Source organism: Streptomyces sp. NPDC019443 (assembly GCF_044389785.1).
In the GTDB taxonomy this organism is placed as follows: domain Bacteria; phylum Actinomycetota; class Actinomycetes; order Streptomycetales; family Streptomycetaceae; genus Streptomyces.
Window position 1 is genome coordinate 39,877 of the sequence record NZ_JBIRYJ010000017.1, and the last position, 23,601, is coordinate 63,477.

Below are 23,601 nucleotides of genomic sequence, written 5' to 3' on the forward strand. Positions count from 1 at the left end.
GGAGCCTGGTGTCACAGCGCCGCCTGTCCGGCCAGTCGTGGTGTTCTGGAGGTTGAGCGGCCCGGCACCCCGGTCGTCACACGCCGGCCTCCGCTGCGAGATGCTGATTGCACCGACAGCCGTGCTGGGTTCGGTGGCGAAGGAGGTTCTTACGGCATGCACCCCGACTACGCCGAGGCACTGCTCCACGCGCTGTTCACCGAGCCCCCGGTCGGCCTGCACGTACTGGACCCCGATCTACGGATCGTGCGGTTCAACGCCGCGGCGCCGGGCGCGCAGGGCTTCAGCGAGAGTGAGGCCGTGGGCCGTACCTGGTGGGATCTCGGGTTCGTCGTGGACGACATCGAGCGCATGCTCCGCGGGGTGCTGGCCACCGGGGAACCGGTCAGCAACTTCCAGTACGAAGGCCGTCTGCCCCGCGGTCCCGGTGGAGTGCGGGTGCTGTCCGTCTCGGCATTCCGCCTTCAGGGCGCCGACGGCCGCACCTTGGGGGTCGCCGCCACGGTGGTCGACATCACCGAGCAGCACCGCGCCCAGCGACGGCTGGAACTGCTGTACCGCGCCGGTGAACAGATCGGGACCACCCTGGACGTGTTCCGTACGGCGCAGGAGCTGGCTGATATCGCCGCGCCGGGCCTGGCCGACGTGGTGGCGGTCGACGTTCTCGATACCGTGCTGCACGGCGAAGCCCCCGCTCCGGGGCCCTTGCTCAACTCGGTCACCCTGCGGCGGGCGGGCTTCCAGGCGGCCGCCCCGGAGGCAGTGCGGACCTCTTACGAGGTTGGGGATGTCAGGGTGTTGCGGTACGGCAGCCCGTACGCACAGTCCCTGACGGACCTGCGGCCCCGTCTCATTCGCAGACTCGGTGCGGACGAGAGGTGGCCCACCAGGGATCCGGTTGCCGCCCAGATGCTGCGGGACGCGGGTGCGCACTCGCTCATGGCGGTGCCGCTGGCGGCGCGTGGAGTAGTCCTCGGGATGGCGGCCTTCTTCCGCACGAATGGTTCATCGCCCTTCGAGGAAGCCGACCTGAGCGTCGCCGCTGACCTGGTGGCCCGTGCCGCGGTATGCATCGACAACGCCCGCCGCTACACGCGCGAGCACACCCTCGCCCGACTCACCCAACGGTCGTTGGTGCCCACCCGGCTGCCCACACACACGGCCGTGGAGACCGCGTACACCTATTTGCCGGTGGCCTCCAGCGGCGCCTGGTACGACGTCATCCCGCTGTCCGGCGCGCGGGTCGCGCTCGTGGCCGGCGATGTCTCCGGGAGGGGCATGGGGACCGTGACCACCATGGGACGACTGCGTACGGCAGTCACGGCCTTCGCCGCCATGGACCTGCCGCCCGACGAGCTTCTCGAACGCCTCCACAGCCTGACCGAGGAACTCTCACACGGCTACCCGCCTGCGCAGGACGACCACCGGCCGCCGCTCACGGCGACCTGCCTCTACACCGTCTACGACCCCTCCGACGGCAGCTGTGTACTCTCCCGCGCCGGCCACCCTCCGCCCGTCCTCGGCGTACCCGATGGCACGGTGCGGATCGTTGAAAGCCCGACCGGCCCCGTCCTGGGACGAGGAGCCTCCTCGTACACGACCACGCGGGTGGACGTGCCCGAGGGCAGCATCCTCGCCCTCCACAACACCGGGCTCATCCAGGGGGGCACCACGGAAAGCCGGCTCCCCCACTACCGGGAAGCACTCGGCAGACCCACGGGAACCCTGCAGGACACGTGCGACGCACTGGCTGCCGCACTGCTCCCCGAGCCCCCCGACGACGACGCCCTGCTGCTACTGGCACGCACCCGCGCACTCGGCCCGGACAAGCTGGCTTCCTGGACGCTGGCCAACGCCCCGGAGAGCGCCGCCGAGGCCCGCCGTCTGGTCAGCGGCCGACTCGCGGAATGGGACCTCACCGACCTCGACTTCACCACCGGGCTCATCGCCAGCGAACTGGTGACCAATGCCGTCCGCTACTCCGAAGGGCCGATCGGGCTCCGCCTGATCCGCGACGCTGTTCTGACCTGTGAGGTCGCGGACTCCAGCAACGCCTCTCCACATCTGCGCCACGCCGAGGACGACGACGAAGGCGGCCGCGGCCTGTACCTGGTCGCCCAGTTCACCCAGGACTGGGGCACCCGACGCACGGGGAGAGGCAAGACCATCTGGACGGAGCAGCCGCTCCACTGAGGCAGGCGTATGTGCACGTGAACGGCAGGCTCCGGACCGAAAGCGGTCCGGGGCCGTCTGCTGCTTCGGCTCAGCCTTGCTGATATCCGGGAGGGATCTGGTCCATCGGCTCCCAAGCGGCCGACGGGTGGGGCTCTGGCCAGTCGGTGTCCCAGACGAGCTTGGCCAAGTGTGTGCGGTGCGTTTGCACAGAGCCGTCGGTAACTGTGTGAACCGAGGGGCATGGGGGTCTGGCCGAGGGGCGGTGAAGGGGTCTATATGATCCGCCCATCATTAGATCGTTTCGAGTGCACGTACTCGAAAATTGCACACATCCTGGGGGGATTGGGTGCGTTTCTTCTCTTCGCGCGTCGTTCACGGCGCGCTCACGGCCGGTGCCGCCGCGGGGCTGATCGCCACCGTCACCACCGCGCCGGCCCAGGCTTCGAGCGGGTATGACCGCTGTGCCTGGGGCAAGCTCTGCGTCTTCAGCGAGCCGCTGGGCCAGGGCGAGATGCTGGTCGTCAACGGGGGCACGCTCAAGCTCGGGGCGTGGGACAACCGCATCAGCTCGTTCGTGAACTCCACCGACTGGCCGGTGTGCTTCTACCCCGAGCCGGGGCTCGACCCGTCGGGTGCCACGCACTACTACTCGTCTCAGGTGTCCTTCGACGAGAGTACGAGGCCCGACCTCGACAACGCCGTCAGCTCCATCGACCTGGGTCCCGAGGCGGACGACTTCTGCGGGTCCGAGAGCCGGTTCGCGGTCTACCAGTGGGACAACCAGCCCAAGCCCCGGCCCGCCGGGCTGCCGGTCAACGGCGCCTTCGGCGATGCCAACGGCGACGGGTACGCCGATCTGTTCTCCCGTAACAAGTTCGGGCAGCTGTGGACGTCCCACGTCTACGAGAGCACGGGGCAGACCCGGCTTGTCGGGGCCGGCTGGAACTCCATGACCAAGCTCACCCGGCACGGCGACTACAACCAAGACGCCAAGGAGGACCTGTTCGCCCGGGACAGCGCCGGGGTGCTGTGGTTCTACCCCGGCACGGGCACCGGCACCTTCGGTACGAGGGCCAGGATCGGCAGCGGCTGGAACACCATGGGCGACCTCGTCGCCGCCGGTGACCTGACCGGGGACAGCAAGGCCGATCTGCTTGCCGTCGACAGCGCGGGCGCCCTGTGGACGTACCCGGGCAACGGCAGGGGCTCCTTCGGGGCACGGCAGAAGGTCGGCACCGGCTGGAAGGTCATGAACGAGCTCGTCGGTGCGGGCGACATGAACTCCGACAAGCGGGCCGACCTAGTGGCCCGCGACACCGCCGGGAAGCTGTGGTTCTACCCGGGCAACGGCAAGGGTACCTTCGGCGCCCGCAAGCTCATCGGGAGCGGCGGCTGGAACGGGCTCACCGAGCTCGCCGGCCTGGGCGACATCACCGGGGACGGGCGGCCGGACCTGGTCGCGCACGCGCCGGGCGAGAGCTCCGTCCGCGTGTACCCGGGGACGGGCGCGGCGGACGGCACCCTCAAGGCCCCGAAGACGCTCGCCTCGGCCCAGGCGACCCACCTCGTCTTCTGATCAGTCTTCTGCATCTCAGTCTTCTTAAGTCTTCTCAGTCTTCTGCATCGAACGGAGTTCGGTTCATGCTCGGATCCACCCTGGGCCGACGCGCCCTCGGCACGGCTGTCGCCGTCGCCGCGTCGCTGGCCACGCTCGTCACCACTGCCCCGGCGGCATCGGCCGCGGACAACTCCGCCCGCTGCCCCGCCGGCAAGTTCTGTGTCTTCCAGTACAAGGACTACCTGGGCGAGATGAAGATCTACTCGTCCTCCCAGGCCACGCTCGGCACGTGGAACGACAAGATCTCGTCGATCGTCAACAACAGCGGCCTGTGGGCGACGCTGTACGTGCAGCCCAACTACGGCACCGACCCCGACTTCCTGGTGGTCTCGCCGCACAACGGCGCGATCTCCCTCGGAGACGGCGCGTTCGACGGAGCATTCGACAACAAGATCAGCTCCATGCGGGTCACCACGACCGAGTACGAGGCATTCCAGGGCGTCCCGTACATGTCCTGGTCCACCTTTCCCGAGGCCAAGCGGCCCGCCGGGCTGCCCGCCGTCGCCCAGTTCGGTGACCTGAACAACGACGGCCGCGCCGATCTCCTGGAGCGCGCGAACGACGGCCGGCTTTGGTTCCTGTCAGGCATCAGCGACGCCAATGGGGTCACGCAGGGGAAGCTCGTCGGCGGCGGCTGGAACGCCATGACCCAGCTGGTCCGCCACGGCGACTACAACGCCAACGGCAGGGAAGACCTCTTCGCCCGCGACAAGTCGGGGGTGCTGTGGTTCTACCCCGGCAGGGGCGACGGCACCTTCGGTACGAGGGTGAAGGTCGGCGCGGGCTGGAACACCATGCGCGAGATCAGCGCGGCCGGAGACCTGACCGGCGACGGGCGCCGGGACCTGCTCGCCCGCGACACCCTCGGTGTGCTGTGGACCTACCCGGGCAACGGCAAGGGCGCCTTCGGCGTCCGCAAGAAGGTCGGCGGCGGCTGGAACGTCATGAACCGGCTCACCTCGCCCGGCGATCTGACCGGTGACGGCAAGGCCGACCTGCTCGCCCGCGACGGAGCGCGGGCGCTGTGGCTGTACCCCGGCAACGGCCAGGGCGCCTTCGGCACGCGCAAGAAGCTCCCGTACGCCTGGCCCGCCGACCAGCCGGTCATGGCCACCGGCGACGTGAACGGCGACGGACTGTCCGACATCATGCGGCCCATCGACTACCAGCTGTTCCTCTACCACGGGAACGGGGCCGGCGGGATCAGCGGCCCGAACGCAGACATGCTCTGGGACTCCGCGCCCAACGTCCGCGTCTTCTGACGCCCAGGTGGTGTGGGTGAAGGGCTGAGGTCCAGCCCGGTACGGAGGGCCCCGGACCGTCATCAACGGTCCGGGGCCCTCCGTTTGCCGTCACAGCTCCCTGTGGACCTTGGAGTTGGAGGCCTGGGCGCGGGGGCGGACCACCAGTAGGTCGATGTTCACGTGGGAGGGGCGGGTGACCGCCCAGGTGATGGTGTCGGCGACGTCGTCGGCGGTGAGGGGCTCGGCCACGCCCGCGTAGACCTTCGCGGCCTTCTCCTCGTCGCCGCGGAAGCGGGTCGTGGCGAACTCCTCGGTCTTCACCATGCCGGGGGCGATCTCGATCACGCGGACCGGGGTGCCGACGATCTCCAGGCGGAGGGTCTCGGCGAGGACGTGGGCGCCGTGCTTGGCCGCGACGTAGCCTCCGCCACCCTCGTAGGTGGAGTGGCCCGCGGTGGAGGAGATGACCACAACGGTGCCGTCGCCGCCGGCGGTGAGGGCCGGGAGGAGGGCCTGCGTCGTGTTGAGGGTGCCGATGACGTTGACCTCGAACATCTGGCGCCAGTCGGCGGGGTCGCCGGTGGCGACGGGGTCCGCGCCGAGTGCGCCGCCCGCGTTGTTGACGAGGACGTCGCAGCGGTCGAGGGACGCGGCGAAGTCGTCGACGGCCGGGCGGTCGGTGACGTCGAGGACGTATGCGGTGGCCCGGTGGCCCGCGCCGGTGAGCTCGTCGGCGAGCGCTTGGATGCGGTCCTTGCGGCGAGCGGTGAGGACGACGTGGTAGTCGGCGGCCGCGAGCCGGCGTGCGGTGGCGGCGCCGATGCCGCTGCTGGCTCCGGTGATGACGGCGACGGCGGTCCCAGCGGCGGTCATGTCCTACTCCTCGTGCGTGTGATCGATACGGCGCCCAGGATAGGCGGCCGACCCGGCGGGCGGAGCGGTCGTGGCGGGTGGGGCGGTCCTGGCGGGCGGAGCGGTCGTGGCGGGTGGGGCGGTCGTGGCGTCAGCGGCTCCGCGGGGCGTACATGATCAAAGCCATGCCCGCGAGGCAGACCAGCGCGCCGATCACGTCCCACCGGTCCGGGCGGTAGCCGTCCGCGACCATGCCCCAGGCGATGGAGCCCGCGACGAAGACTCCGCCGTACGCGGCGAGGATGCGGCCGAACTCGCCCTCCGGCTGGAGCGTGGCCACAAAGCCGTACGCACCGAGAGCGATGACGCCCGCGCCGATCCAGATCCAGCCCCGGTGTTCCCGGAACCCCTGCCAGACGAGCCAGGCGCCGCCGATCTCGAAGAGGCCGGCGAGGAGGAAGAGAGCGGCGGAACGGACGACGAGCATGGCGTCAGCGTGCCACGCAATGAACCCAAGACTCGCCGGAGCTGATGGACAATCAAGGGCAATAGCCTCCAACAGGTATCTTCGGGTTATGTGCCTGAAGCGCAAGGTGCTGCCGGCGGTTTCCGCCGCAGTGGTGATGGTGGTTGGTCTGGGTACGAGCGCGGGCGCCGGTGAGCGGGCAATCGCGCCGGAGGCGGACGTGGCGCACCACGGCCATGTCTCGTTGGCGAGCGGGCGGCTCGGGGTCTCGCTGGTCACCGAGAATCATGGTCCGTCGAGTCTCGCGAACGCGACGGTGCGGCTGTCCTTCTCGGTGCGGCTGCCCGCCGCTCAGGCTTTGCCCGCCGGGTGTCTGTGGGCGGGTGACGAGCTGGTGCTGTGTGCGACGGGCCCGCTTCGGGCGGCCGGCAGAGGACACCGGGTCACGCTCGATCTGCGGACGGTGGGCACGCCGGACGAGGTGATCGTGCGGGTCGGAACGCAGTGGAACGGCGGCGCGACCGACCGGAACCCGGACAACAACGAGCACGAGGTGCTGGTGCCGGCCACTGGCGACCGGTACGTGTTCTGACGTCTGCGTCGGGGTATCGGGCGCGGCATGCGTCTGCTCCGTACAATCTCTGCATGACGCAGAAGAATGCGGCCGGGCGCGGCAGGCTGATGGACGAGCTGTCCACCGCCTCGCGCCGCTACATGGCCTCGTACGCGCTGTTCAACCAGGCTCTCGCCGACCATCTGCGGCTCCACCCCACGGATCTGCAGTGCCTCAACCTGCTGGGGCTCGAACCCGGTCCGGTCACCACCGGCCGGGTCGCCGAGCTGACCGGGCTGACCACCGGGTCCGCGACGCGGCTCGTCGACCGGCTGGAGCGGGCGGGGTATGTCACGCGCGAGCGTGACGCCGAGGACCGGCGGCGGGTGCTGGTGACACTGGTGCCCGCGCGGATGGCGGAGTTCGGTGCGGTGTGGCAGAAGCTGAACGGCTCCTGGTTCGCCATGTTCGACGCGTACAGCGACGAGGAGATCGCCCTCCTCACCGCACATATGCGGCGGACCGTGGAGCTCAGCGCCGCGCAGGTCGAGCGACTGCGGGAAGGTGAGCTGTAAGGCGGAGCCGGCTGCGTCGCGCAGATGCGACGCGCAGATGGGACGCGCAGATGGGACGCGAGGCTGCGGCGCGCAGCTGCGCGCCGCTGGGACGCCCTGCTCGCCCTGTCCCGGCCGGCTGCCGGGGCGAACTACGCGGCTGCGCCGCCGAATTCCCGCAGCGCCTCCGCGACGATGGCCTCCAGGCGGGCGTGGTGCGCGCCCCGCCAGTACACGCGCTCGCACGCCGTGCACTGTGCGAACACGTCGTACGTGCGCTGCGTGCCCTGCTCCAACTGGTCCTGGACCGAGTCCTTGTCGGCGTCCGTCAGCCGGCCGTTGCAGGCCGTGCAGCGGGTCCAGGGCGCAAGCGCGGGCGTGAACCGCTCCAGTACGTCGCGCAGTTGGTCCTCGGGCCGGTCGCTGTAGACGTACGCCCCCGCCCAGATCTCCCGGCGCCGAAGCAGCCCGCGGTCCCGGGAGAGCAGCACCCGGCGCTCCTGCGCCGAGAGGGTGGCCAGCGCCGGGTCGCCGATGTCCTCGCTCTCGTACGCCGCATCGACGCCGAGGAGCCGCAGCCGCCGCGCCAGCGTGCCGAGGTGGACGTCGAGCAGGAACCGCAGCGGGGCGCCGGGGACCTGCTGCGGCCGTTCGACGCCGTACACCTCGACGTGTTCGCCCGCGCGGGGGATGTGCGAGGCGGCCACCTGGATGCCGTCGACAAGCAGTCGGCCCGCCTCGGTGAGCGGGACGCCGACCGACTCGACGACATGGCCGAGCGTCGACGATCCGTCGGTGACCAGAGTCGTACGCCCCTGGCGGCGCTCCGGTGGGACGAAGAGGCGCAGCTCAGGAGCGACGCTGAGGTGGATTTCCGGTCCGTTCACGCTGTCAGCATGTCATCGGGCGGCGTGTGCCAGCCAGGGTGTTTCGGGGGGACTCAGGCGCGGAAGGCGTCCGCGTTCTCCTTGGCCCAAGCGGCGAAGGTGCGGGCGGGGTGGCCGGTCAGTTCCTCGACGCCGCGGGTGAGGGGAGCGGGCGAGCCGTCCGTCGAGGCCCAGTAGTCGAGCAGCGCGTCCGCGAAGGCGCTCGGCATGTACTTGGCCATGGACTCTTTCCATGCCTCACGGGTCACGGTGTTGAAGGGGACGGGTCGGCCTGAGGCGCGTTCGATGATCGCGATCTGCTGGGCGAAGGTGAGCGTTTCGGGGCCGGTCAGGTGGTACGTCGCGCCCCGCAGCGGCGGCCGGGTGAGGACGGCGAGCGCGGCTTCGGCGATGTCCCGCTCGTGGATGGGATCTCCGTAACTGCCCGGGTAGGGAAGGTCGATCGCGCCCGTGGACTTCAGCGCCCACGGCCACTGGAGCGAGTTGCTCGCGAACGCGCCCGGTTGCAGCACGGTCGTCTCGATCGGCGAGGCCGCCAGCGCCTGCTCGACCGCGAGGTGGGACGCGGCGATCGGGTTGCCGGCGGCGTCGGGGTCCAGAACGGAGCTGGAGGAGAGCAGCACGATGTGTTCGACGCCCGCCGCTCCCGCCTCGTCGAGGAACGCGTCGATCTGCGACGCCTCTGCGTACAGGAACACGGAGGTCACGGAGTCCAGGGCCGCCGGGAAGGTCGTGGGGTCGTCGAGCGCGCACTTCACGGCGTCGACGGGCGCGGGGAGGCTGAGCCTGTCGGGGCTGCCGGACGCCGCCCGGACCGCGGCTCCCGCCTCGTGGAGGAGCGTGAGGAGGGTGGAGCCGACTTTGCCCCGGCTTCCGGTGATCAGGATGGTCATGTCTGGGGTTCCTTGAGGGAGTTGGGGGCAGCCGCAACACAAGAAATAGCCAAATAGCTGATTGCACGCAGAAGCTGCGTCGTGCAGATAAATATCCGCGAAAAGGGCTTGCTCGTCAAGCGGGTCCAACCCTGGCGCGGTTACGCCACGACGCGGTCACGCGCAGAGGGCTGGGGGCTACGGCGTCGGCTCCTCCTCCTGGTCCCACCGCTCCTCCAGGTCAAGCCGCCAGTCGTTCGACCGCAGCAGGTTCCCCGGGGGGTACTCGAAGTCGCACTCGCCCACCAGCGAGAAGCCCGCCTTCCTGCACACCGCGTTCGACGGCCCGTTGGCGAGGGACGGGAACGCGTGCAGATATCGGTGCTTGTGCTCCGCCCTCGACTCCTCGACCACCGCCACCGTGCCCGCCGTCGCTATGCCCCGCCCCTGGAAGGCCGGCAGGACGCTCCAGCCCGTCTCGTACACCTGCCGCCCGCCCCACGTCTGCTCCCAGAAGCCGATCGTGCCCGCCGCCTCCCCGCCCGCCGGCAGGACGATGCGGTACATCCGGCCTTTCCCCGTCCGGTCCGCGCTGAGATCGACATACCGCTGGTGCCGCTTGATCAGCTGTTCTTCCGTCTCAGGGCCTCCCAGGTGATCCATCAGCTCCGGCGCGTTAGCAGCGCGGAGCAGGTCGAAGTCGTCCTCGGACCATGGCTCGATCCGTACCGCCGGTGCTTTGATCTCCATGTCACGCACTGTAGGACGAGGGTCTGGCAACCGGGGGTCGGACGATGAGCTTCATTGGTTTATGGGCGGTCGGCGCCGTCCCCGATGCCGAAGTCGCGGCCCTGCCGGGGCGGTTCGCGCACCTCGAGGGGGAGTGGACCACGCCCCCCGACTACGCAGCGGACCTGATTTGGTGGCTCAGCGGTGGCGACCGCGAGCCGTACTTCACACCCGAACCCACGCCCGCTGCCCGCCGTTTCGCCGCCTTCGCGCGCAGCGGCGGCCCCAGCGCACCGGCCGTCACCGCCATGAAGGAGGCCGGAATGGATCTGCTCCGCGACGCAGAAGGGGCCGGGGATACGGAGGGCAGCGCCGCCTTTGTCGCCGCCGCGCGCAAGGGAGATCCGGCCGTCGCCCTCTGTTACGGCCTCGGGGCGGAGGCCGCGGCCCGGCTGCCCGGCTGGTTCGGCGACTTCCTGCTGACCGCCGCCGAGGTACGGGCCGTCCTCCCGCACGCCGAGTCCGTCCTCGCCGTCGCCGGGCCCCGCCGCACCGAGATCCTGGCCCGTATCGACGCCTGGATGTCGGCCATGAGCGACCACCCCGGCTTCGACGCGCACACGCTGCTCGACGGGCCGCTGCGGGTGCTGCGGTACGCGGCCGCCAATGGCATGGGCGCGATCGGCGTCACCGGCTCCTACCGACAGTCATCCACTGCTACGGACAGCTACTGACCGCTTCTGGCAGTAGCTACATGGGCGCCGGGCGGGCGTATGCGGTCGGCGGCACTCCCACCGTCGCCGTGAAGTCCCGTACGAGATGGGCCTGATCGCTGTACCCCAGCTCGGCGGCCAGCGCCGCCCAGTCCAGCGCACTCTCGCCCGCCCCCGTCCCCGCCCCGGCCTGCACCCCCGCGCCCGGGTCCTGCGAGGCTTCACCCGACTCGGCGCGCTCCAGCGCCTCATGGATGCGGTAGCGCAGGATGACCCACTTCGGACCGACTCCGACGTACGCCGCGAAGAGCCGCTGCAGCGAACGCGCCGAGACCCCCTCCACCGCCGCCAGCTCGGCGACCCGCCGGATCGTACGGTCCCTACGCACCAGGTCGACCAGCTCCATCGCGCGCACAGCCTGCGGATCCGCTGCCGGTTCGAGGCCCAGCAGAAAGGCGTCCAGCGCGGCGACCCGCGCGTCCTCCCTCTCCGGTCCGAGGATTCCGCGCACAGTCTCCGGGTCCGCGCCCGCCAGGACGTCCGCGACCGGCACCCGCTGCCCCGTCCAGTCGGACACCGGCCGCTTGGGCGCGAACGGCCGGAAGCCGCCGGGCCGGAACTGCACCCCGCACACCCGCCCCCGCCCCTCCAGCTTCTGAGTGAACAGGCCAAGGCCGATGCCCGCGACCTCGCCCCACGGCGCCTCGTCGCCGTAGCGCTGGAAGACCACGTTCACTGACGGATGCGGCACCACATGGGAGGCGTACGGCTCCGAAAGGTCCCAGTCGATGAGCCAGTAGTGCTCGAGATACGGACGCAGCGCCGGGGCAGGCTCGCGGCGGCGGAATCGCACCCGCGCGAAGAGTTCGCGGGCTTCGACGATGCCCCTGGTGTCGCGTCGCGGACTTGCCATGCGGGGGATCCTATGTCGCGTTTGTTCAATCCGCAGGGCGCAGGCCGCCCCTACCGTCGAGCCATGACGAATACCATCAGTGACCTGCTCGAATCGGCGGCGCAGCGTGCCGTTCCGGTGGTGCTTGGCATCACCGACGAGCGGCTGGCCGACCCCACGCCGTGCAGCGAGTACGACGTACGCGCCCTGACGGATCACCTCATCCAGGTGGTGATCAACTTCCAGGCGCTGGCGGCGAAGAAGAACGCCGACTTCGCCGCCGTACCGCATTACATCGACGACGACGCCGGCGACTGGCGGGCCCGGTTCGCCGACGAGACCGCCAGGCTCGTCGCGGCGTGGGCGGCCCCCGGCGCCGAGGAGGGCACCTCGGGGACCATGGGTTTTCCGGCCAGGACCGTCGGCCACATGGTGCTGGGCGATCTGACCGTGCACGCCTGGGACCTGGCCCGCGCGACCGGGCAGGAGTTCACGCCGGACCCGGCCGTGGTCGGTGAAATCGGGCCCGCGCTCGCGGAGATGGCGCCGATGGGCCGCAAGGGGGGCATGTTCGGTGAGCCGTTCCCGCTGCCCGACGACGAGGGAGTCTCGGACTTCGACCGGGTGCTGGCCCTGACCGGCCGGGACCCGCATTGGCGGCCGCCCGCGTAGCACGCCCGTAGCAAGCGGGGCGGCGAGCGCGTGGACGCCGCCCCGCTGAGGCTCAGGGCCAGACCAAGCAGTACGGCTGGTGCCCCGCCTCGTGCAGCCGGACCGAGAAGTCCTGCCACTCGTGCAGCAGCTGGTAGACGTTGAACGCGTCCCGCGGCCCGCCCCGGTCCGGGACCGTCGACCAGATGAATGCCGCCGCGCCCACCGACTCCTCGCCAATGCCGCGCAGCGGGTCGACCACCGTCATCGGAAGCTTGACCACCGCATAGTCGGGGTGGAGCACCACCAGCTCCAGCGGCGGCACCTTGTTCAGCGGCATGCCCTGGATGCCGGTCAGCACCATCGCGGCTATGGTCTCCGGTTTGATCTTGGCGAACATCCCGCCCATGCCGAGCTCGTCGCCGCCCAGTTCCTCCGGGCGCATCGAGATCGGCACCCGTGCGGCCGTGGCTCCGTCAGGCGCGCCGAAATATTTGTAGGTCACCCCCACTCGGCCGCTCCTGCTTCCCATGGGCTCGTCGGCGCCCGCGTCGCCTCGCCGGTGCTTTCCACGCCGGGCAGGCTCAGGACCCAGGTCGTCGGTCCCTTCGCCCAGTCCGCCACCGCGATGCATATCTCCACCCGACCACTCGCAGCCCCCGCCGCGCAACCCGATCATCGTGACAGTGACCTCCCCCACGAACGTGCTGTGAAACACCACTCGCCAAGAACGTCGGGGCCTCTGACACCATGGATTCCGTGAGCTTTCCCTATGTCGCCCCAGTTTCGCAGACGCGAGAGGGGTGACGCCCTTTCGTAATACGAGGAGACCGCGCTCCCTGCTCACCGGTGGCCGAGATCCTCCGTCCCGGCCCCCCGCACATCCGAATCGCAGATCAGGACCAAAGTGGCGTATTCATACGAAGCCCCAGTTTCGCAGACGCTGTTCGACCGGGCGTCCCTTGTGACGCCCGGCGGCGTGAACTCTCCCGTCCGTGCCTTCCGAGCCGTGGGCGGTACGCCCCGGTTCATGGTGTCCGGTACCGGCCCGTACCTCACCGACGCGGACGGCCGCGAATATGTCGACCTCGTCTGCTCGTGGGGGCCGATGATCCTCGGCCACTCGCACCCGGCCGTCATCGAGGCGGTGCAGGCGGCGGTCGCCCGCGGCACGTCCTTCGGCACGCCCGGCGAGGGCGAGGTCGCACTCGCCGAGGAAATCGTGGCCCGGATCGAGCCCGTCGAGCAGGTACGGCTGGTTTCCAGCGGTACGGAAGCGACGATGTCCGCGATCCGGCTCGCCCGCGGCTTCACCGGCCGGGCCAAGGTCGTGAAGTTCGCCGGCTGCTACCACGGTCATGTCGACGCGCTGCTCGCCGCGGCCGGTTCGGGAGTGGCGACTTTCGGGCTGCCGGACACCCCGGGGGTCACGGGCGCGCAGGCCGGGGACACGATCGTCCTGCCGTACAACGATCTGGAAGCGGTGCACGAGGCCTTCCACGCGCACCCGGGCGAGATCGCCTGTGTGATCACCGAGGCGTCGCCGGGCAACATGGGCGTCGTGCCGCCGCGGCCGGGCTTCAATGAGGGGCTCAGGTCGGCCTGCGAGAAGAACGGCGCGCTGTACATCTCTGACGAGGTCATGACCGGCTTCCGTACGTCGAAGGCCGGCTGGTACGGCGTCGACGGCGTCGCGCCCGACCTGATGACCTTCGGCAAGGTGATGGGCGGCGGCTTCCCCGCCGCGGCCTTCGGCGGCCGCGCGGACGTCATGGCGCACCTCGCACCCAGCGGGCCCGTCTACCAGGCGGGCACCCTGTCCGGTAACCCGGTCGCCACCGCCGCCGGGCTCGCGCAGCTGCGGCTGCTCGACGACGCCGCGTACGAGAAGGTCAACGCGGTCTCGGCCGAGATCCAGGCTCTGGTGACGGACGCGCTCGGCAAGGAGGGCGTGGCCCACCGGCTGCAGACGGCGAGCAACATGTTCTCCGTCTTCTTCACCGGCGCCGACGTCAGGAATTACGAGGACGCGAAGCGGCAGCAGTCCTTCCGCTTCACCGCCTTCTTCCACGCGATGCTCTCCCGGGGCGTCTATCTCCCGCCGTCCGCCTTCGAGTCCTGGTTCGTCTCCACGGCCCACGACGAGCGGGCGATCGAGCGGATCGCCGCCGCGCTGCCGGCCGCCGCGCGGGCCGCCGCCGAGGCGACGGAGGCATCGGCATGAGCGAGAACACCCTGCACAGCGAGAGCGGCGCCAACGGCGAGGGCAGCCCGGACAGCGAGATCACCGTCGTCCATCTGGTGCGGCACGGCGAGGTCGAGAACCCCGACGGCGTCCTCTACGGCCGCCGGGCCGGCTACCACCTCTCCGAACTCGGCCGCCAGATGGCCGACCGGGTCGCCGAGTATCTCGCGGACCGCGACATCACCCATGTCGTCGCCTCCCCGCTGGAGCGCGCCCAGGAGACCGCGGCCCCCGTCGCCAAGGGCCACAGCCTCACCCTCGACACCGACGAGCGGCTGATCGAGGCGGCCAATGTCTTCGAGGGCAAGACCTTCGGGGTGGGCGACGGCGCGCTGCGCAAGCCGGCCAACTGGAAGCATCTGACCAATCCGTTCCGCCCGTCCTGGGGGGAGCCGTACGTCGATCAGGTCGTACGGATGATGGGCGCGCTGGGCGCCGCGCGGGACGCCGCCCGCGGGCACGAGGCGGTCTGCGTCAGCCACCAGCTGCCGATCTGGATCGTGCGGAGTTTCGTCGAGCGGCGCCGGCTGTGGCACGACCCGCGCCGCCGGCAGTGCACGCTCGCGTCGCTGACCACGTTCACGTATCAGGGCGACCGGATTGTCTCCGTCGGCTACTCCGAGCCCGCGCGAGATCTTGTTCCGGCGCATCTTCTCGCGGGTGCAAAACCCGTGAAGGGCAAGGCCAAAGCATTCGGCGCGTAGTTGGCTGGGTAGTTGGCCGCGTTAATTGGCTGGGCAGTTCCTCCTGAATCCTTTCGAAAATAGGCGCTAGTCCCCGGAACCCCCGTCTTCCGTACGGCATCTAAACCGGTAGCGGTTTGGATCGGCTCTCCCGACCGGGAGGGCGCGGATGGGGGCGATATGCGCGACATCAGTCGAAGGGGCTTGCTCGGGACGGGACTTGGGGCCGCAGTCGCGATCGGAATCGCGGGCTGCGGCCTGGCCGAACGGGGCAGAGCCGGACAGACCGGACATGATGGGAGCGCCGGCGAGGGTAGCGGCGGCAGTCCCTCCCCCTCCAAGAGCGAGGGCCGGCTCATAGGCGACGGCTCCACGTCCGACACCGGAAAGCAGCCCAACCAACCGGACAGGCCCGTGCCCCTGGAACCGGGTCAGACGCCGCCGCAATTCGTGATCTTTTCCTGGGACGGCGCGGGCGAGGTCGGCAATGGTCTCTTCCCGCGCTTCCTCGAACTCGCCAAGAACCACGACGCGGCGATGACCTTCTTTCTCTCCGGGATCTATCTGCTCCCCGAGTCCAAGAAGACGCTCTACCGCCCGCCGAACAATGGCATCGGCGCGTCCGACATCGGTTATCTCACGGACGGTCACATCAAGGAGACGCTGAAGTACGTACGCCAGGCATGGCTCGACGGCCATGAGATAGGCACGCACTTCAACGGACATTTCTGCGCCGGATCCGGATCGGTCGGCAACTGGACACCCGCGGACTGGCGGAACGAGATAGACCAGGCTGTGTCGTTCGTCACGCAGTGGCGTACGAACAGCGGTTGGCAGGACATCGATCCGCTGCCCTTCGACTACCGCAAGGAACTCGTCGGCGGCCGCACACCCTGCCTGCTCGGCCAGGACAAGCTGCTGCCCACCGCCAAGAAGCTCGGCTGGCGCTACGACGCGAGCTCGCCCGGTGGCCGCCAGAAGTGGCCGGAGAAGCGCCAGGGCCTGTGGGATCTGCCGCTGCAGCAGGTGCCGTTCCCCGGGCGCTCCTTCGAAGTCCTCTCGATGGACTACAACATGCTCGCCAATCAGTCGCAGAATTCGACCCAGGGCGTGCCCGAGCGTTATCCCAGGTGGAAGAAGCAGGCCACCGAGGCGTACCTCGCCGGATTCAATCGCGCCTACGAGTCCAATCGCGCGCCCTTCTACATAGGCAACCACTTCGAGCGGTGGAACGGAGGCATCTACATGGACGCCGTCGAGGAAGCCCTCATGGGCATGGCCGGCAAGAAGGACGTACGGCTCGTCTCCTTCCGGCAGTTCTGTGACTGGCTCGACGTCCAGGATCCGCAGATGCTCGCCAAGCTCCGTACGCTCGAGGTCGGCCAGTCCCCGGCGGGCGGCTGGAACACTTTCCTCAAGGCGGCCTGACAACGGGTTCAGGGCGCCTGCATCGGGTTCCTCAAGGCGGCCTGACATCGGGCCTTACGGGCACCCAGGGGGGCGCGGAAAGATCCCCGTATCGGCCATGCGAAACTTTTCACATGAGCCTTAGCCGTGCCCCCCGCGCTGCCCTGCTGACCGGCCTGGTCGCCGTCGGCGCGCTCACCCTGTCGGCCTGCGGCGGCGGGGGCGGCGCGAAGTCCGGCGGTGGCGGTGACACCAACTTCGTCACCGACACCGGCGGTATCTCCACCGCCGCGAAGGGGAAGCGCACGGCCCCCAACAAGCTCTCCGGCGAGACCCTCCAGGGCAAGCCGCTCGACGTCGCCGACTTCAAGGGCAAGGTCGTCGTGATGAACGTCTGGGGCTCCTGGTGCCCGCCCTGCCGCGCCGAGGCCCCGCATTTCGCCAAGGTCGCCCAGGAGACCAAGGCCAAGGGCGTGGAGTTCGTCGGGATCAATACCCGCGACGCCAACAAGGGCCCGGCGATCGCCTTCGAGACGGACTACAAGATCAGTTATCCCAGTCTGTACGACCCGATGGGCAAGCTGATCGTCAATGGCTTCCCCAAGGGCAGCCTCAATCCGCAGTCCATTCCCTCCACGATCGTGCTCGACCGCGAGGGGAAGATCGCGGCCCGCTCGCTGAAGGCGCTCGACGACGAAGAACTCCACAAGATCATCGATCCGTTGATCGCGGAGAAGTGATCCTGTGGACGTTGGTGAATACCGGTGAACGAGACGGTCTTCGGCGGGGCGCTGATCCTCGCACTGCCCATCGCCGTACTGGGCGGGCTGGTTTCCTTCTTCTCGCCCTGCGTGCTGCCGCTCGTACCCGGCTATCTCTCGTACGTCACCGGAGTCAGCGGCACTGACCTGGCCGAGGCCAAGCGCGGCCGGATGGTCGCGGGAGCCTCCCTCTTCGTACTCGGCTTCACCGCCGTCTTCGTCTCCGGCGGCGCGCTCTTCGGCTACTTCGGCTCGACCCTGCAGGGGCAGAAGGAGATCCTCACCAAGGTCCTCGGGGCCCTGATGATCCTGCTGGGCGTGTTCTTCATGGGGCTGATGCCCTGGCTCACCCAGCGTGAATTCCGCCTCCACAAGCGTCCGGTGACCGGGCTTGTGGGCGCGCCGCTGCTCGGCGCTCTGTTCGGCGTCGGCTGGACGCCGTGCATCGGACCGACGCTCGCGTCCGTGAACGCCCTCGCCGCCGAGCAGGCGAGCGCGGGCCGGGGGGCCATACTGACCGTCGCGTACTGCATCGGTCTCGGACTGCCCTTCGTGCTAGCTGCGGTGGCCTTCCGCAAGGCGCTCGGCGCGTTCGGCTGGGTCAAGCGCCACTACGCCTGGGTGATGCGGATCGGCGGCATCATGATGATCGCGACCGGTCTGCTGCTGCTGACCGGGGTATGGGACAGCCTCGTGCAGGAGATGCAGGTCTGGTCCAACGGCTTCACGGTGGGGATCTAGTTCGATGAGCAAGACAGAGGCAGAGGCTCACAAGGCAGCGGCTCAAGAGACAGAGGCCGAGAAGCAGGGCACAGCGCAGGACCTCGGCGCGGCCGGTGAACAGCTCTCCACCGCGCCCAGGGAAGAGCTCCTCGGCGGGCCATCCCTCTCGGTCATCGGCTGGGCCCGCTGGTTCTGGCGGCAGCTGACCTCCATGCGGGTCGCGCTGATCCTGCTGTTCCTGCTCTCCCTCGGCGCGATCCCCGGCTCGCTCATCCCGCAGAACAGCGTGGACGAGCTCAAAGTGCAGACGTTCAAGGAAAATAACGAGTTCTGGACGCCGGTCTTCGAGAAGCTGCAGTTCTTCGACGTCTACAGCTCGGTCTGGTTCTCGGCGATCTACATACTGCTGTTCGTCTCACTCATCGGCTGCATCGTGCCGCGCTCCTGGCAGTTCGTCGGCCAGCTGCGCGGCCGCCCGCCGGGCGCCCCCGGCCGCCTGACCCGGCTGCCCGCGTACACCACCTGGCGCACCGACACCGGTCCCGAGCAGGTGCGCGAGGCGGCGCTCGCGATGCTGAAGAAGCGCCGCTTCCGCGCCCACACCGTCGGCGACGCGGTCGCCGCCGAGAAGGGCTATCTGCGTGAGGCCGGCAACCTCCTCTTCCACATCGCCCTGATCGTCATGCTGGTGGCCTTCGCCGCGGGCCAGCTCTTCAAGTCCGAGGGCGGCAAGCTGATCGTCGAGGGCGACGGCTTCTCCAACACCCTCACGCAGTACGACGACTTCAAGTCCGGATCGCTGTTCAGCACGGACGAACTCGCGCCGTTCAGCTTCCGGCTGGACGCCTTCACGGGGACGTACCAAAAGGGCGGCCCGCAGCGCGGCACCCCGCGTACCTTCGAGGCCGACGTCACCTACTCCAAGGGCGGTGGCCCGGACAAGAAGTCCGTCATCGAGGTGAACAAGCCCCTGGTCATCGACGGCACCAAGATCTATCTGCTCTCGCACGGATACGCGCCCGTCGTCACCGTCCGGGACGGCAAGGGCAACGTCGTCTTCAACGGCGCGGTGCCGCTGCTGCCGATCGACAACAACATCACCTCGACCGGCGCGATCAAGGTGATGGACGGCTACCGCGACAGAAACGGCAAGAAGGACCAGCTGGGTTTCCAGGCCTTCTTCGTGCCGACGTTCGGCGGCGCCGGCAAGGGCGACATGTTCTCGCAGTTCCCGGGCCTCGAGTTCCCGGTCCTCGCGCTCACCGGGTACCACGGCAGCCTGGGCGTAGACGCGGGCCTGCCGCAGAACGTGTACCAGCTCGACACCGGCAAGCTGACCCAGTTCAAGGACGCGCACGGCCAGATCCTCAAGGCACGGCTGCTGCCCGGCGAGAAGATGACACTGCCGGACGGAGCGGGCTCCATCACCTTCGAGAAGGAAGTGAAGGAGTGGGCCAGCTTCCAGGTCTCGCGGCAGCCCGGCAACGGATGGGCTCTGACCGGTGCGATCGCCGCCATCGCGGGCCTCGTGGGCTCGCTGTTCATTCAGCGCCGCCGGGTCTGGGTCCGGGCGGTGGCGGGTGCGGACGGCGTCACCGTCGTCGAAATGGCGGGGCTCGGCCGCAGCGAGTCCGCGAAGCTGCCCGAAGAGCTGGCCGACCTGGCCGTAACCCTCAACTCCGAGGCGCCGACGGCGCCCGATCCCTCAGACGTACCTGCCGAAGGGGCTGAGAAGTGACTCTCGCCGCCGCAACCAACGAAAATCTGGCTCAGTTCAGCAATTCGCTGATCTATGCCTCGATGGCCGTCTACACGCTGGCGTTCTTCGCGCACATCGCGGAATGGGTCTTCGGCAGCCGCAGCAAGGTCGGCCGCACGGCCGCCGCGCTGACCGGCGCCGGGACGGCCGCCGCGGCTCCCGCGGTAAAGGTCCAGGTGAAGCACCAGGGCGGGGGCACCGCCGTACTGGACAAGCCGAAGATCGTCACTCGCTCCGCGGTCGGCAGCCGGGACGTCCCGGACGGGCCCGGCGCGGCGGGCGGCACGGTGAAGGGCGATCTGTACGGGCGGATCGCCGTCTCGCTGACCGTACTGGCCTTCCTCATCGAGGCGACCGGGGTCGTCACCCGCGCGGTGGCGGTACAGCGTGCCCCTTGGGGCAACATGTACGAGTTCTCCACCACCTTCTCCACGGTGGCGGTCGGCGCGTACATCGGCTTCCTGCTCGCGAAGAAGCCCGTCCGCTGGATCGGTCTGCCGCTGGTCACCACGGTCCTGCTCGACCTGGGCGTCGCCGTCACCTGGCTGTACACAAAGAGCGACCAGCTGGTCCCGGCCCTGCACTCGTACTGGCTGTGGATCCATGTCTCCACCGCGATCTTCTGCGGCGCGGTCTTCTACCTCGGTGCCGTCGGCACGCTGCTCTACCTGTTCCGTGACTCTTACGAGAACAAGCTCGCCCGCGGCGGCAAGCCCGGCGCCTTCGCCCGCTCCGTGCTGGAGCGGCTGCCCGCCGCGGCCAGCCTGGACAAGTTCTCGTACCGCATCAACGCCGCGGTCTTCCCGCTGTGGACCTTCACGATCATCGCCGGTGCGATCTGGGCCGGTGACGCCTGGGGCCGTTACTGGGGCTGGGACGCCAAGGAGGTCTGGTCCTTCATCACCTGGGTCGCCTACGCCGCGTACCTGCACGCCCGCGCGACGGCGGGCTGGAAGGGCCGCAAGGCCGCGTACATCGGTCTTGTCGCCTTCGCCTGCTTCCTCTTCAACTACTACGGCGTGAACATCTTTGTGAACAGCCTGCACTCGTACGCGGGCGTCTGAGCTAGCGCGTGGGCCGCCCCGGAGCGACGCTGGTGCCATGACCGTAGTCATCCGGCATGGCACCAGCGAGACCCGGGACGGCGGCATTCACCTGCTGCACTTCGAGCTGCGGCTGCCGCACCCGGTGATCCGGGTATGGGCCGCCGTCGCCACGCCCGAGGGCCTGCCGACCTGGCTCGCCGCCGCCGACGTCCTCGAACCGCGCATCGGCGGGGCGGTCACCCTGCGCTGGCTCAACACCGATCCGCAGGGCCGCCACACCATCGCCCAGGGCACGGTCACCGCCTGGGACCTGGAGCGGGTCGCCGAGTACACGGTCAGCGTCCACGGCCGGATCCGCTTCCATCTGGAGCCGTTCGGCTCGCGCGGGAGCGCCGACGGCACGGTGGTCCGCTTCACCAATGAGTTCCGCGGCACGGACGAGCTGCGTCTCGACTACCTGGCGGGCTGGCACCACCACTTCGAGCTGCTGGCGGACGCGCTGGACGGGCACCCGATGACGGCCGAGGACTGGGCGCAGTGGACGCCGGGGCGCTGGCAGGAGCTGCGGGACCAGTACGTCAGCCGGCCGTGATCGCGTCGAGCTGGGCGCGCAGATACGTGTGCGAATCGATGCCCCGGACGGCCGTGCCCGGATCGCACTCGTAGAAGTACACCAGCGAGATCAGCTCCTCGGCCGGTGCGTCCGCCGGCGGCGGCAGCACCCGGTGGCGGCCCGAGCGCCAGCGGTCGCCCGTCCAGCGGGCCATCAGATCGCCGATGTTGATGGTGAAGGCCTCCGGGTCGTACGGCGCGTCCTCCCAGCCGACGCCTCCGTCCGCGGGGTCCGTGAAGACCTGGAGCCCGCCCTTGCCCGCCTGACGGTCGAGGACGGTGACGGTGCCGAAGTCGGTGTGCGGGCCGATGCGGAACTGGCCCGGCTGCGGTTCGCCCACCCGGTCCCGGCCCGGGTACCAGTTGACGTTGAAGCCCCAGGTCGGGTGCGTGGTGTGCCGGGTGAAGAAGTCCTCGGGCTCGCCCAGGGCGACGCCGAGGAGCTCAAGCAGCTGGTCGGAGAGGGTGCGCATACCGGCGAGGTAGGACTCCACCAGGTCCCTCAGGTGCGGCACCTCGGCGGGCCAGGTGTTGGGCAGGAACCACTCGGCGTCGACCGCCGGGTCGCCGGTCGGGTCCTCCGCGGCGAAGGACAGCGACTCCTTCAGGTCCGGGGGAGTCTCGGTCCCTTCCGCGTACGCATTGGCCTCAGCGCCAGGACCCAGCCAGCCGCGCCCGCCGACCTTCACGGCGTACGGCTCCTTCTGCCGGTCCGGAAGCCGGAAGAAGTCCCGTGCCGCCTCCCGGATCCCGCCGCGCAGCCCCGGATCGACTCCGTGCCCCGTGACCAGCAGGAAGCCGGCGGTCCGCAGGGCCTGGTCGACACTCTCCGCGATCCGGGCACGGGCCGCCGGGTCCCCGGAGCGCCATGCGCGCAGGTCAATGGTGGGAATCCTGGCGTCAGTCACCGATGTCCTCACTCCACAGTTCGGGATCGGCCCGGATGAAGTCGCGCATCAGGCCCTTGCACTCGGCGTCGTCCAGCAGCACGATCTCCACGCCGTGTTCGGCCAGCCAGTCGTGCCCTCCGCAGAAGGTCTCCGCCTCGCCGACCACCACCCGGGAGATCCCGAACTGCCGGACCAGACCACTGCAGTACCAGCAGGGCGAGAGGGTCGTCACCATCGTCGTACCCCGGTACGAGCGCTGTCTCCCGGCGGCGCGGAAGGCCGCGGTCTCCGCATGCATCGACGGATCGCCGTCCTGCACCCGACGATTGCGCCCGCGCCCCAGCAGGGCCCCGTCCGCCCCGTACAGCGCGGCCCCGATCGGGATCCCGCCTTCGGCCAGCCCGGCCCTGGCCTCCTCGACGGCTGTCGTCAGCCACTTCGCGTACTCCATGGCGCTCACCATCCGAACGTACGTCATCGGCCGGGCCGATCGGCCCATCGGCAGGACGCCCCACTGGCTCGTGGACCGGCCGCTGCCCCGCTCGTAGCGTCAAAGCCATGACAAGCGACAAGTCCCTGGAGAACAAGGGCACCCTCGAACTGACCGCGGCCATGGTGCTCTCCGGCACCCTCGGCATCTTCGTCGTCGAGTCCGGCGCGTCGGCCTTCAACGTCGTGTTCTTCCGCAGTCTCTTCGGCGCGCTGGCGCTGGGCGCCTACGCCCTGGCCCGCGGCTACTTCACGAACCACGGTTTCACCCCGAAGAAGCTCGCCCTTGCCGCGCTCGGCGGCGTGTTCATCGTCTTCAACCGGGTGTTCGTCTCGAGGCGAAGGTGACCAGCAGACGCAGCTCCATCAGGGCTGGTCGTCCCCGTCCTGCTTCTTCTTGTCGTTGTTCTCGTTGTGCTTCTCGTCCTTGAGGGACCGCAGGAAGTCGGGGTTGTCGTCGGGCGCGACCCAGCCGCGCGAGCCGGCCGAACTCCGCGAGCCGGGCACCGCATGGCGCTGCTTGCCCGCCACCAGCCAGACGACGGGGCCGACGATCGTGAAGATGAGGATGATCAGTACCCAGACGACCTTGGGCAGGTGCTTGACCTCTTCCTCGGGCGTGTTGAGGCAGTCGATGAAGGCGTAGATAGTCAGCGCCAGCATCAGAAGGAACGGCAGGTACCTGAGCATCGTGGAGCGGGTCCCCCCAAGTACGGCGGCAGGGGCTGGGTGCGGCCCCGGTGACAGGTCCAGGGTAGTCGGTGGCCGATACTGGGGGGC

At 69.4% G+C, this 23,601-nt stretch carries 25 protein-coding genes and 1 pseudogene; 16 read left to right on the top strand and 10 right to left on the bottom strand.

The window, feature by feature from the left end; genetic code table 11:
• The first annotated feature begins 156 nt into the window (after positions 1 to 156).
• From ACH492_RS33740 to ACH492_RS33750, 3 genes are all read left to right on the top strand, one after another.
• Positions 157 to 2,193, top strand: a complete 2,037-nt coding sequence (locus tag ACH492_RS33740; RefSeq protein WP_398992265.1) for a SpoIIE family protein phosphatase — start codon at positions 157 to 159, stop codon at positions 2,191 to 2,193.
• A 328-nt stretch (positions 2,194 to 2,521) separates the two neighbouring features.
• Positions 2,522 to 3,751 carry an FG-GAP-like repeat-containing protein gene (locus ACH492_RS33745; RefSeq protein ID WP_398992267.1) on the top strand — a complete coding sequence of 410 codons (1,230 nt, stop codon included), beginning with the start codon at positions 2,522 to 2,524 and terminating at the stop codon, positions 3,749 to 3,751.
• 65 nt (positions 3,752 to 3,816) lie between these two features.
• On the top strand, positions 3,817 to 5,055 hold the full coding sequence (locus ACH492_RS33750) for an FG-GAP-like repeat-containing protein (protein WP_398992269.1): 1,239 nt from the start codon (positions 3,817 to 3,819) through the stop codon (positions 5,053 to 5,055).
• A gap of 90 nt (positions 5,056 to 5,145) precedes the next feature.
• On the opposite strand, the gene ACH492_RS33755 is transcribed toward ACH492_RS33750, so the two are convergent.
• Positions 5,146 to 5,910 carry an SDR family NAD(P)-dependent oxidoreductase gene (locus ACH492_RS33755; RefSeq protein ID WP_398992271.1) on the bottom strand — a complete coding sequence of 255 codons (765 nt, stop codon included), beginning with the start codon at positions 5,908 to 5,910 and terminating at the stop codon, positions 5,146 to 5,148.
• A gap of 130 nt (positions 5,911 to 6,040) precedes the next feature.
• On the bottom strand, positions 6,041 to 6,376 hold the full coding sequence (locus ACH492_RS33760; RefSeq protein ID WP_398992273.1) for a YnfA family protein: 336 nt from the start codon (positions 6,374 to 6,376) through the stop codon (positions 6,041 to 6,043).
• A gap of 88 nt (positions 6,377 to 6,464) precedes the next feature.
• Here ACH492_RS33760 and ACH492_RS33765 point away from each other — a divergent pair, with 88 nt between their 5' ends.
• Together ACH492_RS33765 and ACH492_RS33770 are read left to right on the top strand one after the other, a co-directional pair.
• On the top strand, positions 6,465 to 6,947 hold the full coding sequence (locus tag ACH492_RS33765) for a hypothetical protein (RefSeq protein WP_398992275.1): 483 nt from the start codon (positions 6,465 to 6,467) through the stop codon (positions 6,945 to 6,947).
• A 53-nt stretch (positions 6,948 to 7,000) separates the two neighbouring features.
• A complete protein-coding gene (locus ACH492_RS33770) occupies positions 7,001 to 7,483 on the top strand; it encodes a MarR family winged helix-turn-helix transcriptional regulator (protein WP_398992277.1) in 483 nt (160 codons plus the stop codon).
• A gap of 131 nt (positions 7,484 to 7,614) precedes the next feature.
• Here the strand turns inward: ACH492_RS33770 and ACH492_RS33775 are convergent, their stop codons facing one another.
• The 3 genes from ACH492_RS33775 to ACH492_RS33785 all read right to left on the bottom strand — a co-directional run bounded on the left by ACH492_RS33775 (position 7,615) and on the right by ACH492_RS33785 (position 9,971).
• On the bottom strand, positions 7,615 to 8,349 hold the full coding sequence (locus ACH492_RS33775) for a Mut7-C RNAse domain-containing protein (protein ID WP_398992279.1): 735 nt from the start codon (positions 8,347 to 8,349) through the stop codon (positions 7,615 to 7,617).
• 53 nt (positions 8,350 to 8,402) lie between these two features.
• The gene (locus tag ACH492_RS33780; protein WP_398992281.1) at positions 8,403 to 9,242 is read right to left on the bottom strand and encodes an NAD(P)H-binding protein; all 840 of its coding nucleotides are present in this window, start codon (positions 9,240 to 9,242) and stop codon (positions 8,403 to 8,405) included.
• 177 nt (positions 9,243 to 9,419) lie between these two features.
• On the bottom strand, positions 9,420 to 9,971 hold the full coding sequence (locus ACH492_RS33785; RefSeq protein ID WP_398992283.1) for a GNAT family N-acetyltransferase: 552 nt from the start codon (positions 9,969 to 9,971) through the stop codon (positions 9,420 to 9,422).
• 44 nt (positions 9,972 to 10,015) lie between these two features.
• Between ACH492_RS33785 and ACH492_RS33790 the strand changes: the two genes are divergently transcribed.
• Positions 10,016 to 10,684, top strand: coding sequence for a hypothetical protein (locus ACH492_RS33790; RefSeq protein WP_398992285.1), 669 nt, complete (start codon positions 10,016 to 10,018; stop codon positions 10,682 to 10,684).
• Positions 10,685 to 10,700: 16 nt separating this feature from the next.
• Here ACH492_RS33790 and ACH492_RS33795 read toward each other — a convergent pair whose 3' ends face one another.
• The gene (locus ACH492_RS33795) at positions 10,701 to 11,576 is read right to left on the bottom strand and encodes a DUF6597 domain-containing transcriptional factor (protein ID WP_398992287.1); all 876 of its coding nucleotides are present in this window, start codon (positions 11,574 to 11,576) and stop codon (positions 10,701 to 10,703) included.
• A gap of 63 nt (positions 11,577 to 11,639) precedes the next feature.
• Here ACH492_RS33795 and ACH492_RS33800 point away from each other — a divergent pair, with 63 nt between their 5' ends.
• Positions 11,640 to 12,227, top strand: a complete 588-nt coding sequence (locus ACH492_RS33800; RefSeq protein ID WP_398992289.1) for a TIGR03086 family metal-binding protein — start codon at positions 11,640 to 11,642, stop codon at positions 12,225 to 12,227.
• Positions 12,228 to 12,279: 52 nt separating this feature from the next.
• Here ACH492_RS33800 and ACH492_RS33805 read toward each other — a convergent pair whose 3' ends face one another.
• The gene (locus tag ACH492_RS33805) at positions 12,280 to 12,840 is read right to left on the bottom strand and encodes a hypothetical protein (protein WP_362678782.1); all 561 of its coding nucleotides are present in this window, start codon (positions 12,838 to 12,840) and stop codon (positions 12,280 to 12,282) included.
• A gap of 273 nt (positions 12,841 to 13,113) precedes the next feature.
• Here ACH492_RS33805 and hemL point away from each other — a divergent pair, with 273 nt between their 5' ends.
• From hemL to ACH492_RS33845, 8 genes are all read left to right on the top strand, one after another.
• Complete coding sequence (gene hemL / locus ACH492_RS33810; protein WP_398992291.1) at positions 13,114 to 14,430, top strand: glutamate-1-semialdehyde 2,1-aminomutase; 1,317 nt, start codon at positions 13,114 to 13,116, stop codon at positions 14,428 to 14,430.
• On the top strand, positions 14,427 to 15,155 hold the full coding sequence (locus ACH492_RS33815) for a histidine phosphatase family protein (protein WP_398992293.1): 729 nt from the start codon (positions 14,427 to 14,429) through the stop codon (positions 15,153 to 15,155). The genes hemL and ACH492_RS33815 overlap by 4 nt, the downstream gene beginning before the upstream one ends.
• A 159-nt stretch (positions 15,156 to 15,314) precedes the next feature.
• Entirely contained in the window at positions 15,315 to 16,562 is a 1,248-nt protein-coding gene (locus ACH492_RS33820; RefSeq protein ID WP_398992294.1) for a hypothetical protein, read from the top strand.
• 113 nt (positions 16,563 to 16,675) lie between these two features.
• Positions 16,676 to 17,281, top strand: a complete 606-nt coding sequence (locus ACH492_RS33825) for a TlpA family protein disulfide reductase (RefSeq protein WP_398992296.1) — start codon at positions 16,676 to 16,678, stop codon at positions 17,279 to 17,281.
• 18 nt (positions 17,282 to 17,299) lie between these two features.
• Positions 17,300 to 18,043, top strand: coding sequence for a cytochrome c biogenesis CcdA family protein (locus ACH492_RS33830; RefSeq protein WP_398992419.1), 744 nt, complete (start codon positions 17,300 to 17,302; stop codon positions 18,041 to 18,043).
• A 4-nt stretch (positions 18,044 to 18,047) separates the two neighbouring features.
• Positions 18,048 to 19,763, top strand: coding sequence for a cytochrome c biogenesis protein ResB (locus ACH492_RS33835; RefSeq protein WP_398992298.1), 1,716 nt, complete (start codon positions 18,048 to 18,050; stop codon positions 19,761 to 19,763).
• On the top strand, positions 19,760 to 20,848 hold the full coding sequence (ccsB, locus tag ACH492_RS33840; protein WP_398992300.1) for a c-type cytochrome biogenesis protein CcsB: 1,089 nt from the start codon (positions 19,760 to 19,762) through the stop codon (positions 20,846 to 20,848). The genes ACH492_RS33835 and ccsB overlap by 4 nt, the downstream gene beginning before the upstream one ends.
• A 37-nt stretch (positions 20,849 to 20,885) precedes the next feature.
• Positions 20,886 to 21,422, top strand: a complete 537-nt coding sequence (locus ACH492_RS33845) for an SRPBCC domain-containing protein (RefSeq protein WP_398992302.1) — start codon at positions 20,886 to 20,888, stop codon at positions 21,420 to 21,422.
• On the opposite strand, the gene ACH492_RS33850 is transcribed toward ACH492_RS33845, so the two are convergent.
• Together ACH492_RS33850 and ACH492_RS33855 are read right to left on the bottom strand one after the other, a co-directional pair.
• Entirely contained in the window at positions 21,409 to 22,350 is a 942-nt protein-coding gene (locus ACH492_RS33850; protein WP_398992304.1) for an isopenicillin N synthase family dioxygenase, read from the bottom strand. The genes ACH492_RS33845 and ACH492_RS33850 overlap by 14 nt on opposite strands.
• Positions 22,343 to 22,783: a nucleoside deaminase gene (locus tag ACH492_RS33855; protein ID WP_398992306.1), complete on the bottom strand. Its 441-nt coding sequence runs from the start codon at positions 22,781 to 22,783 to the stop codon at positions 22,343 to 22,345. The genes ACH492_RS33850 and ACH492_RS33855 overlap by 8 nt, the downstream gene beginning before the upstream one ends.
• A gap of 107 nt (positions 22,784 to 22,890) precedes the next feature.
• Here ACH492_RS33855 and ACH492_RS33860 point away from each other — a divergent pair.
• Positions 22,891 to 23,154, top strand: a pseudogene (locus tag ACH492_RS33860) (EamA family transporter); the annotation flags it as partial.
• Between the two features lie 33 nt (positions 23,155 to 23,187).
• Here the strand turns inward: ACH492_RS33860 and ACH492_RS33865 are convergent.
• Positions 23,188 to 23,511 carry a PLD nuclease N-terminal domain-containing protein gene (locus ACH492_RS33865; RefSeq protein ID WP_398992308.1) on the bottom strand — a complete coding sequence of 108 codons (324 nt, stop codon included), beginning with the start codon at positions 23,509 to 23,511 and terminating at the stop codon, positions 23,188 to 23,190.
• Positions 23,512 to 23,601 lie beyond the last annotated feature (90 nt).

Excerpts from the sequence above, each read along its gene's own strand:
- ACH492_RS33865 (WP_398992308.1), bottom strand. The coding sequence starts at position 23,511 with ATGCTCAGGTACCTGCCGTTCCTTCTGATGCTGGCGCTGACTATCTAC.
- ACH492_RS33740 (WP_398992265.1), top strand. The coding sequence starts at position 157 with ATGCACCCCGACTACGCCGAGGCACTGCTCCACGCGCTGTTCACCGAG.
- ACH492_RS33845 (WP_398992302.1), top strand. The coding sequence starts at position 20,886 with ATGACCGTAGTCATCCGGCATGGCACCAGCGAGACCCGGGACGGCGGC.
- ACH492_RS33765 (WP_398992275.1), top strand. The coding sequence starts at position 6,465 with ATGTGCCTGAAGCGCAAGGTGCTGCCGGCGGTTTCCGCCGCAGTGGTG.
- ACH492_RS33755 (WP_398992271.1), bottom strand. The coding sequence starts at position 5,910 with ATGACCGCCGCTGGGACCGCCGTCGCCGTCATCACCGGAGCCAGCAGC.
- ACH492_RS33825 (WP_398992296.1), top strand. The coding sequence starts at position 16,676 with ATGAGCCTTAGCCGTGCCCCCCGCGCTGCCCTGCTGACCGGCCTGGTC.
- ACH492_RS33805 (WP_362678782.1), bottom strand. The coding sequence starts at position 12,840 with ATGCATCGCGGTGGCGGACTGGGCGAAGGGACCGACGACCTGGGTCCT.
- ACH492_RS33790 (WP_398992285.1), top strand. The coding sequence starts at position 10,016 with ATGAGCTTCATTGGTTTATGGGCGGTCGGCGCCGTCCCCGATGCCGAA.
- ACH492_RS33815 (WP_398992293.1), top strand. The coding sequence starts at position 14,427 with ATGAGCGAGAACACCCTGCACAGCGAGAGCGGCGCCAACGGCGAGGGC.
- ACH492_RS33835 (WP_398992298.1), top strand. The coding sequence starts at position 18,048 with ATGAGCAAGACAGAGGCAGAGGCTCACAAGGCAGCGGCTCAAGAGACA.
- ACH492_RS33800 (WP_398992289.1), top strand. The coding sequence starts at position 11,640 with ATGACGAATACCATCAGTGACCTGCTCGAATCGGCGGCGCAGCGTGCC.
- ACH492_RS33855 (WP_398992306.1), bottom strand. The coding sequence starts at position 22,783 with ATGGAGTACGCGAAGTGGCTGACGACAGCCGTCGAGGAGGCCAGGGCC.
- ACH492_RS33760 (WP_398992273.1), bottom strand. The coding sequence starts at position 6,376 with ATGCTCGTCGTCCGTTCCGCCGCTCTCTTCCTCCTCGCCGGCCTCTTC.
- ACH492_RS33785 (WP_398992283.1), bottom strand. The coding sequence starts at position 9,971 with ATGGAGATCAAAGCACCGGCGGTACGGATCGAGCCATGGTCCGAGGAC.
- ACH492_RS33750 (WP_398992269.1), top strand. The coding sequence starts at position 3,817 with ATGCTCGGATCCACCCTGGGCCGACGCGCCCTCGGCACGGCTGTCGCC.
- ACH492_RS33820 (WP_398992294.1), top strand. The coding sequence starts at position 15,315 with ATGCGCGACATCAGTCGAAGGGGCTTGCTCGGGACGGGACTTGGGGCC.
- ACH492_RS33780 (WP_398992281.1), bottom strand. The coding sequence starts at position 9,242 with ATGACCATCCTGATCACCGGAAGCCGGGGCAAAGTCGGCTCCACCCTC.
- ACH492_RS33795 (WP_398992287.1), bottom strand. The coding sequence starts at position 11,576 with ATGGCAAGTCCGCGACGCGACACCAGGGGCATCGTCGAAGCCCGCGAA.
- ACH492_RS33770 (WP_398992277.1), top strand. The coding sequence starts at position 7,001 with ATGACGCAGAAGAATGCGGCCGGGCGCGGCAGGCTGATGGACGAGCTG.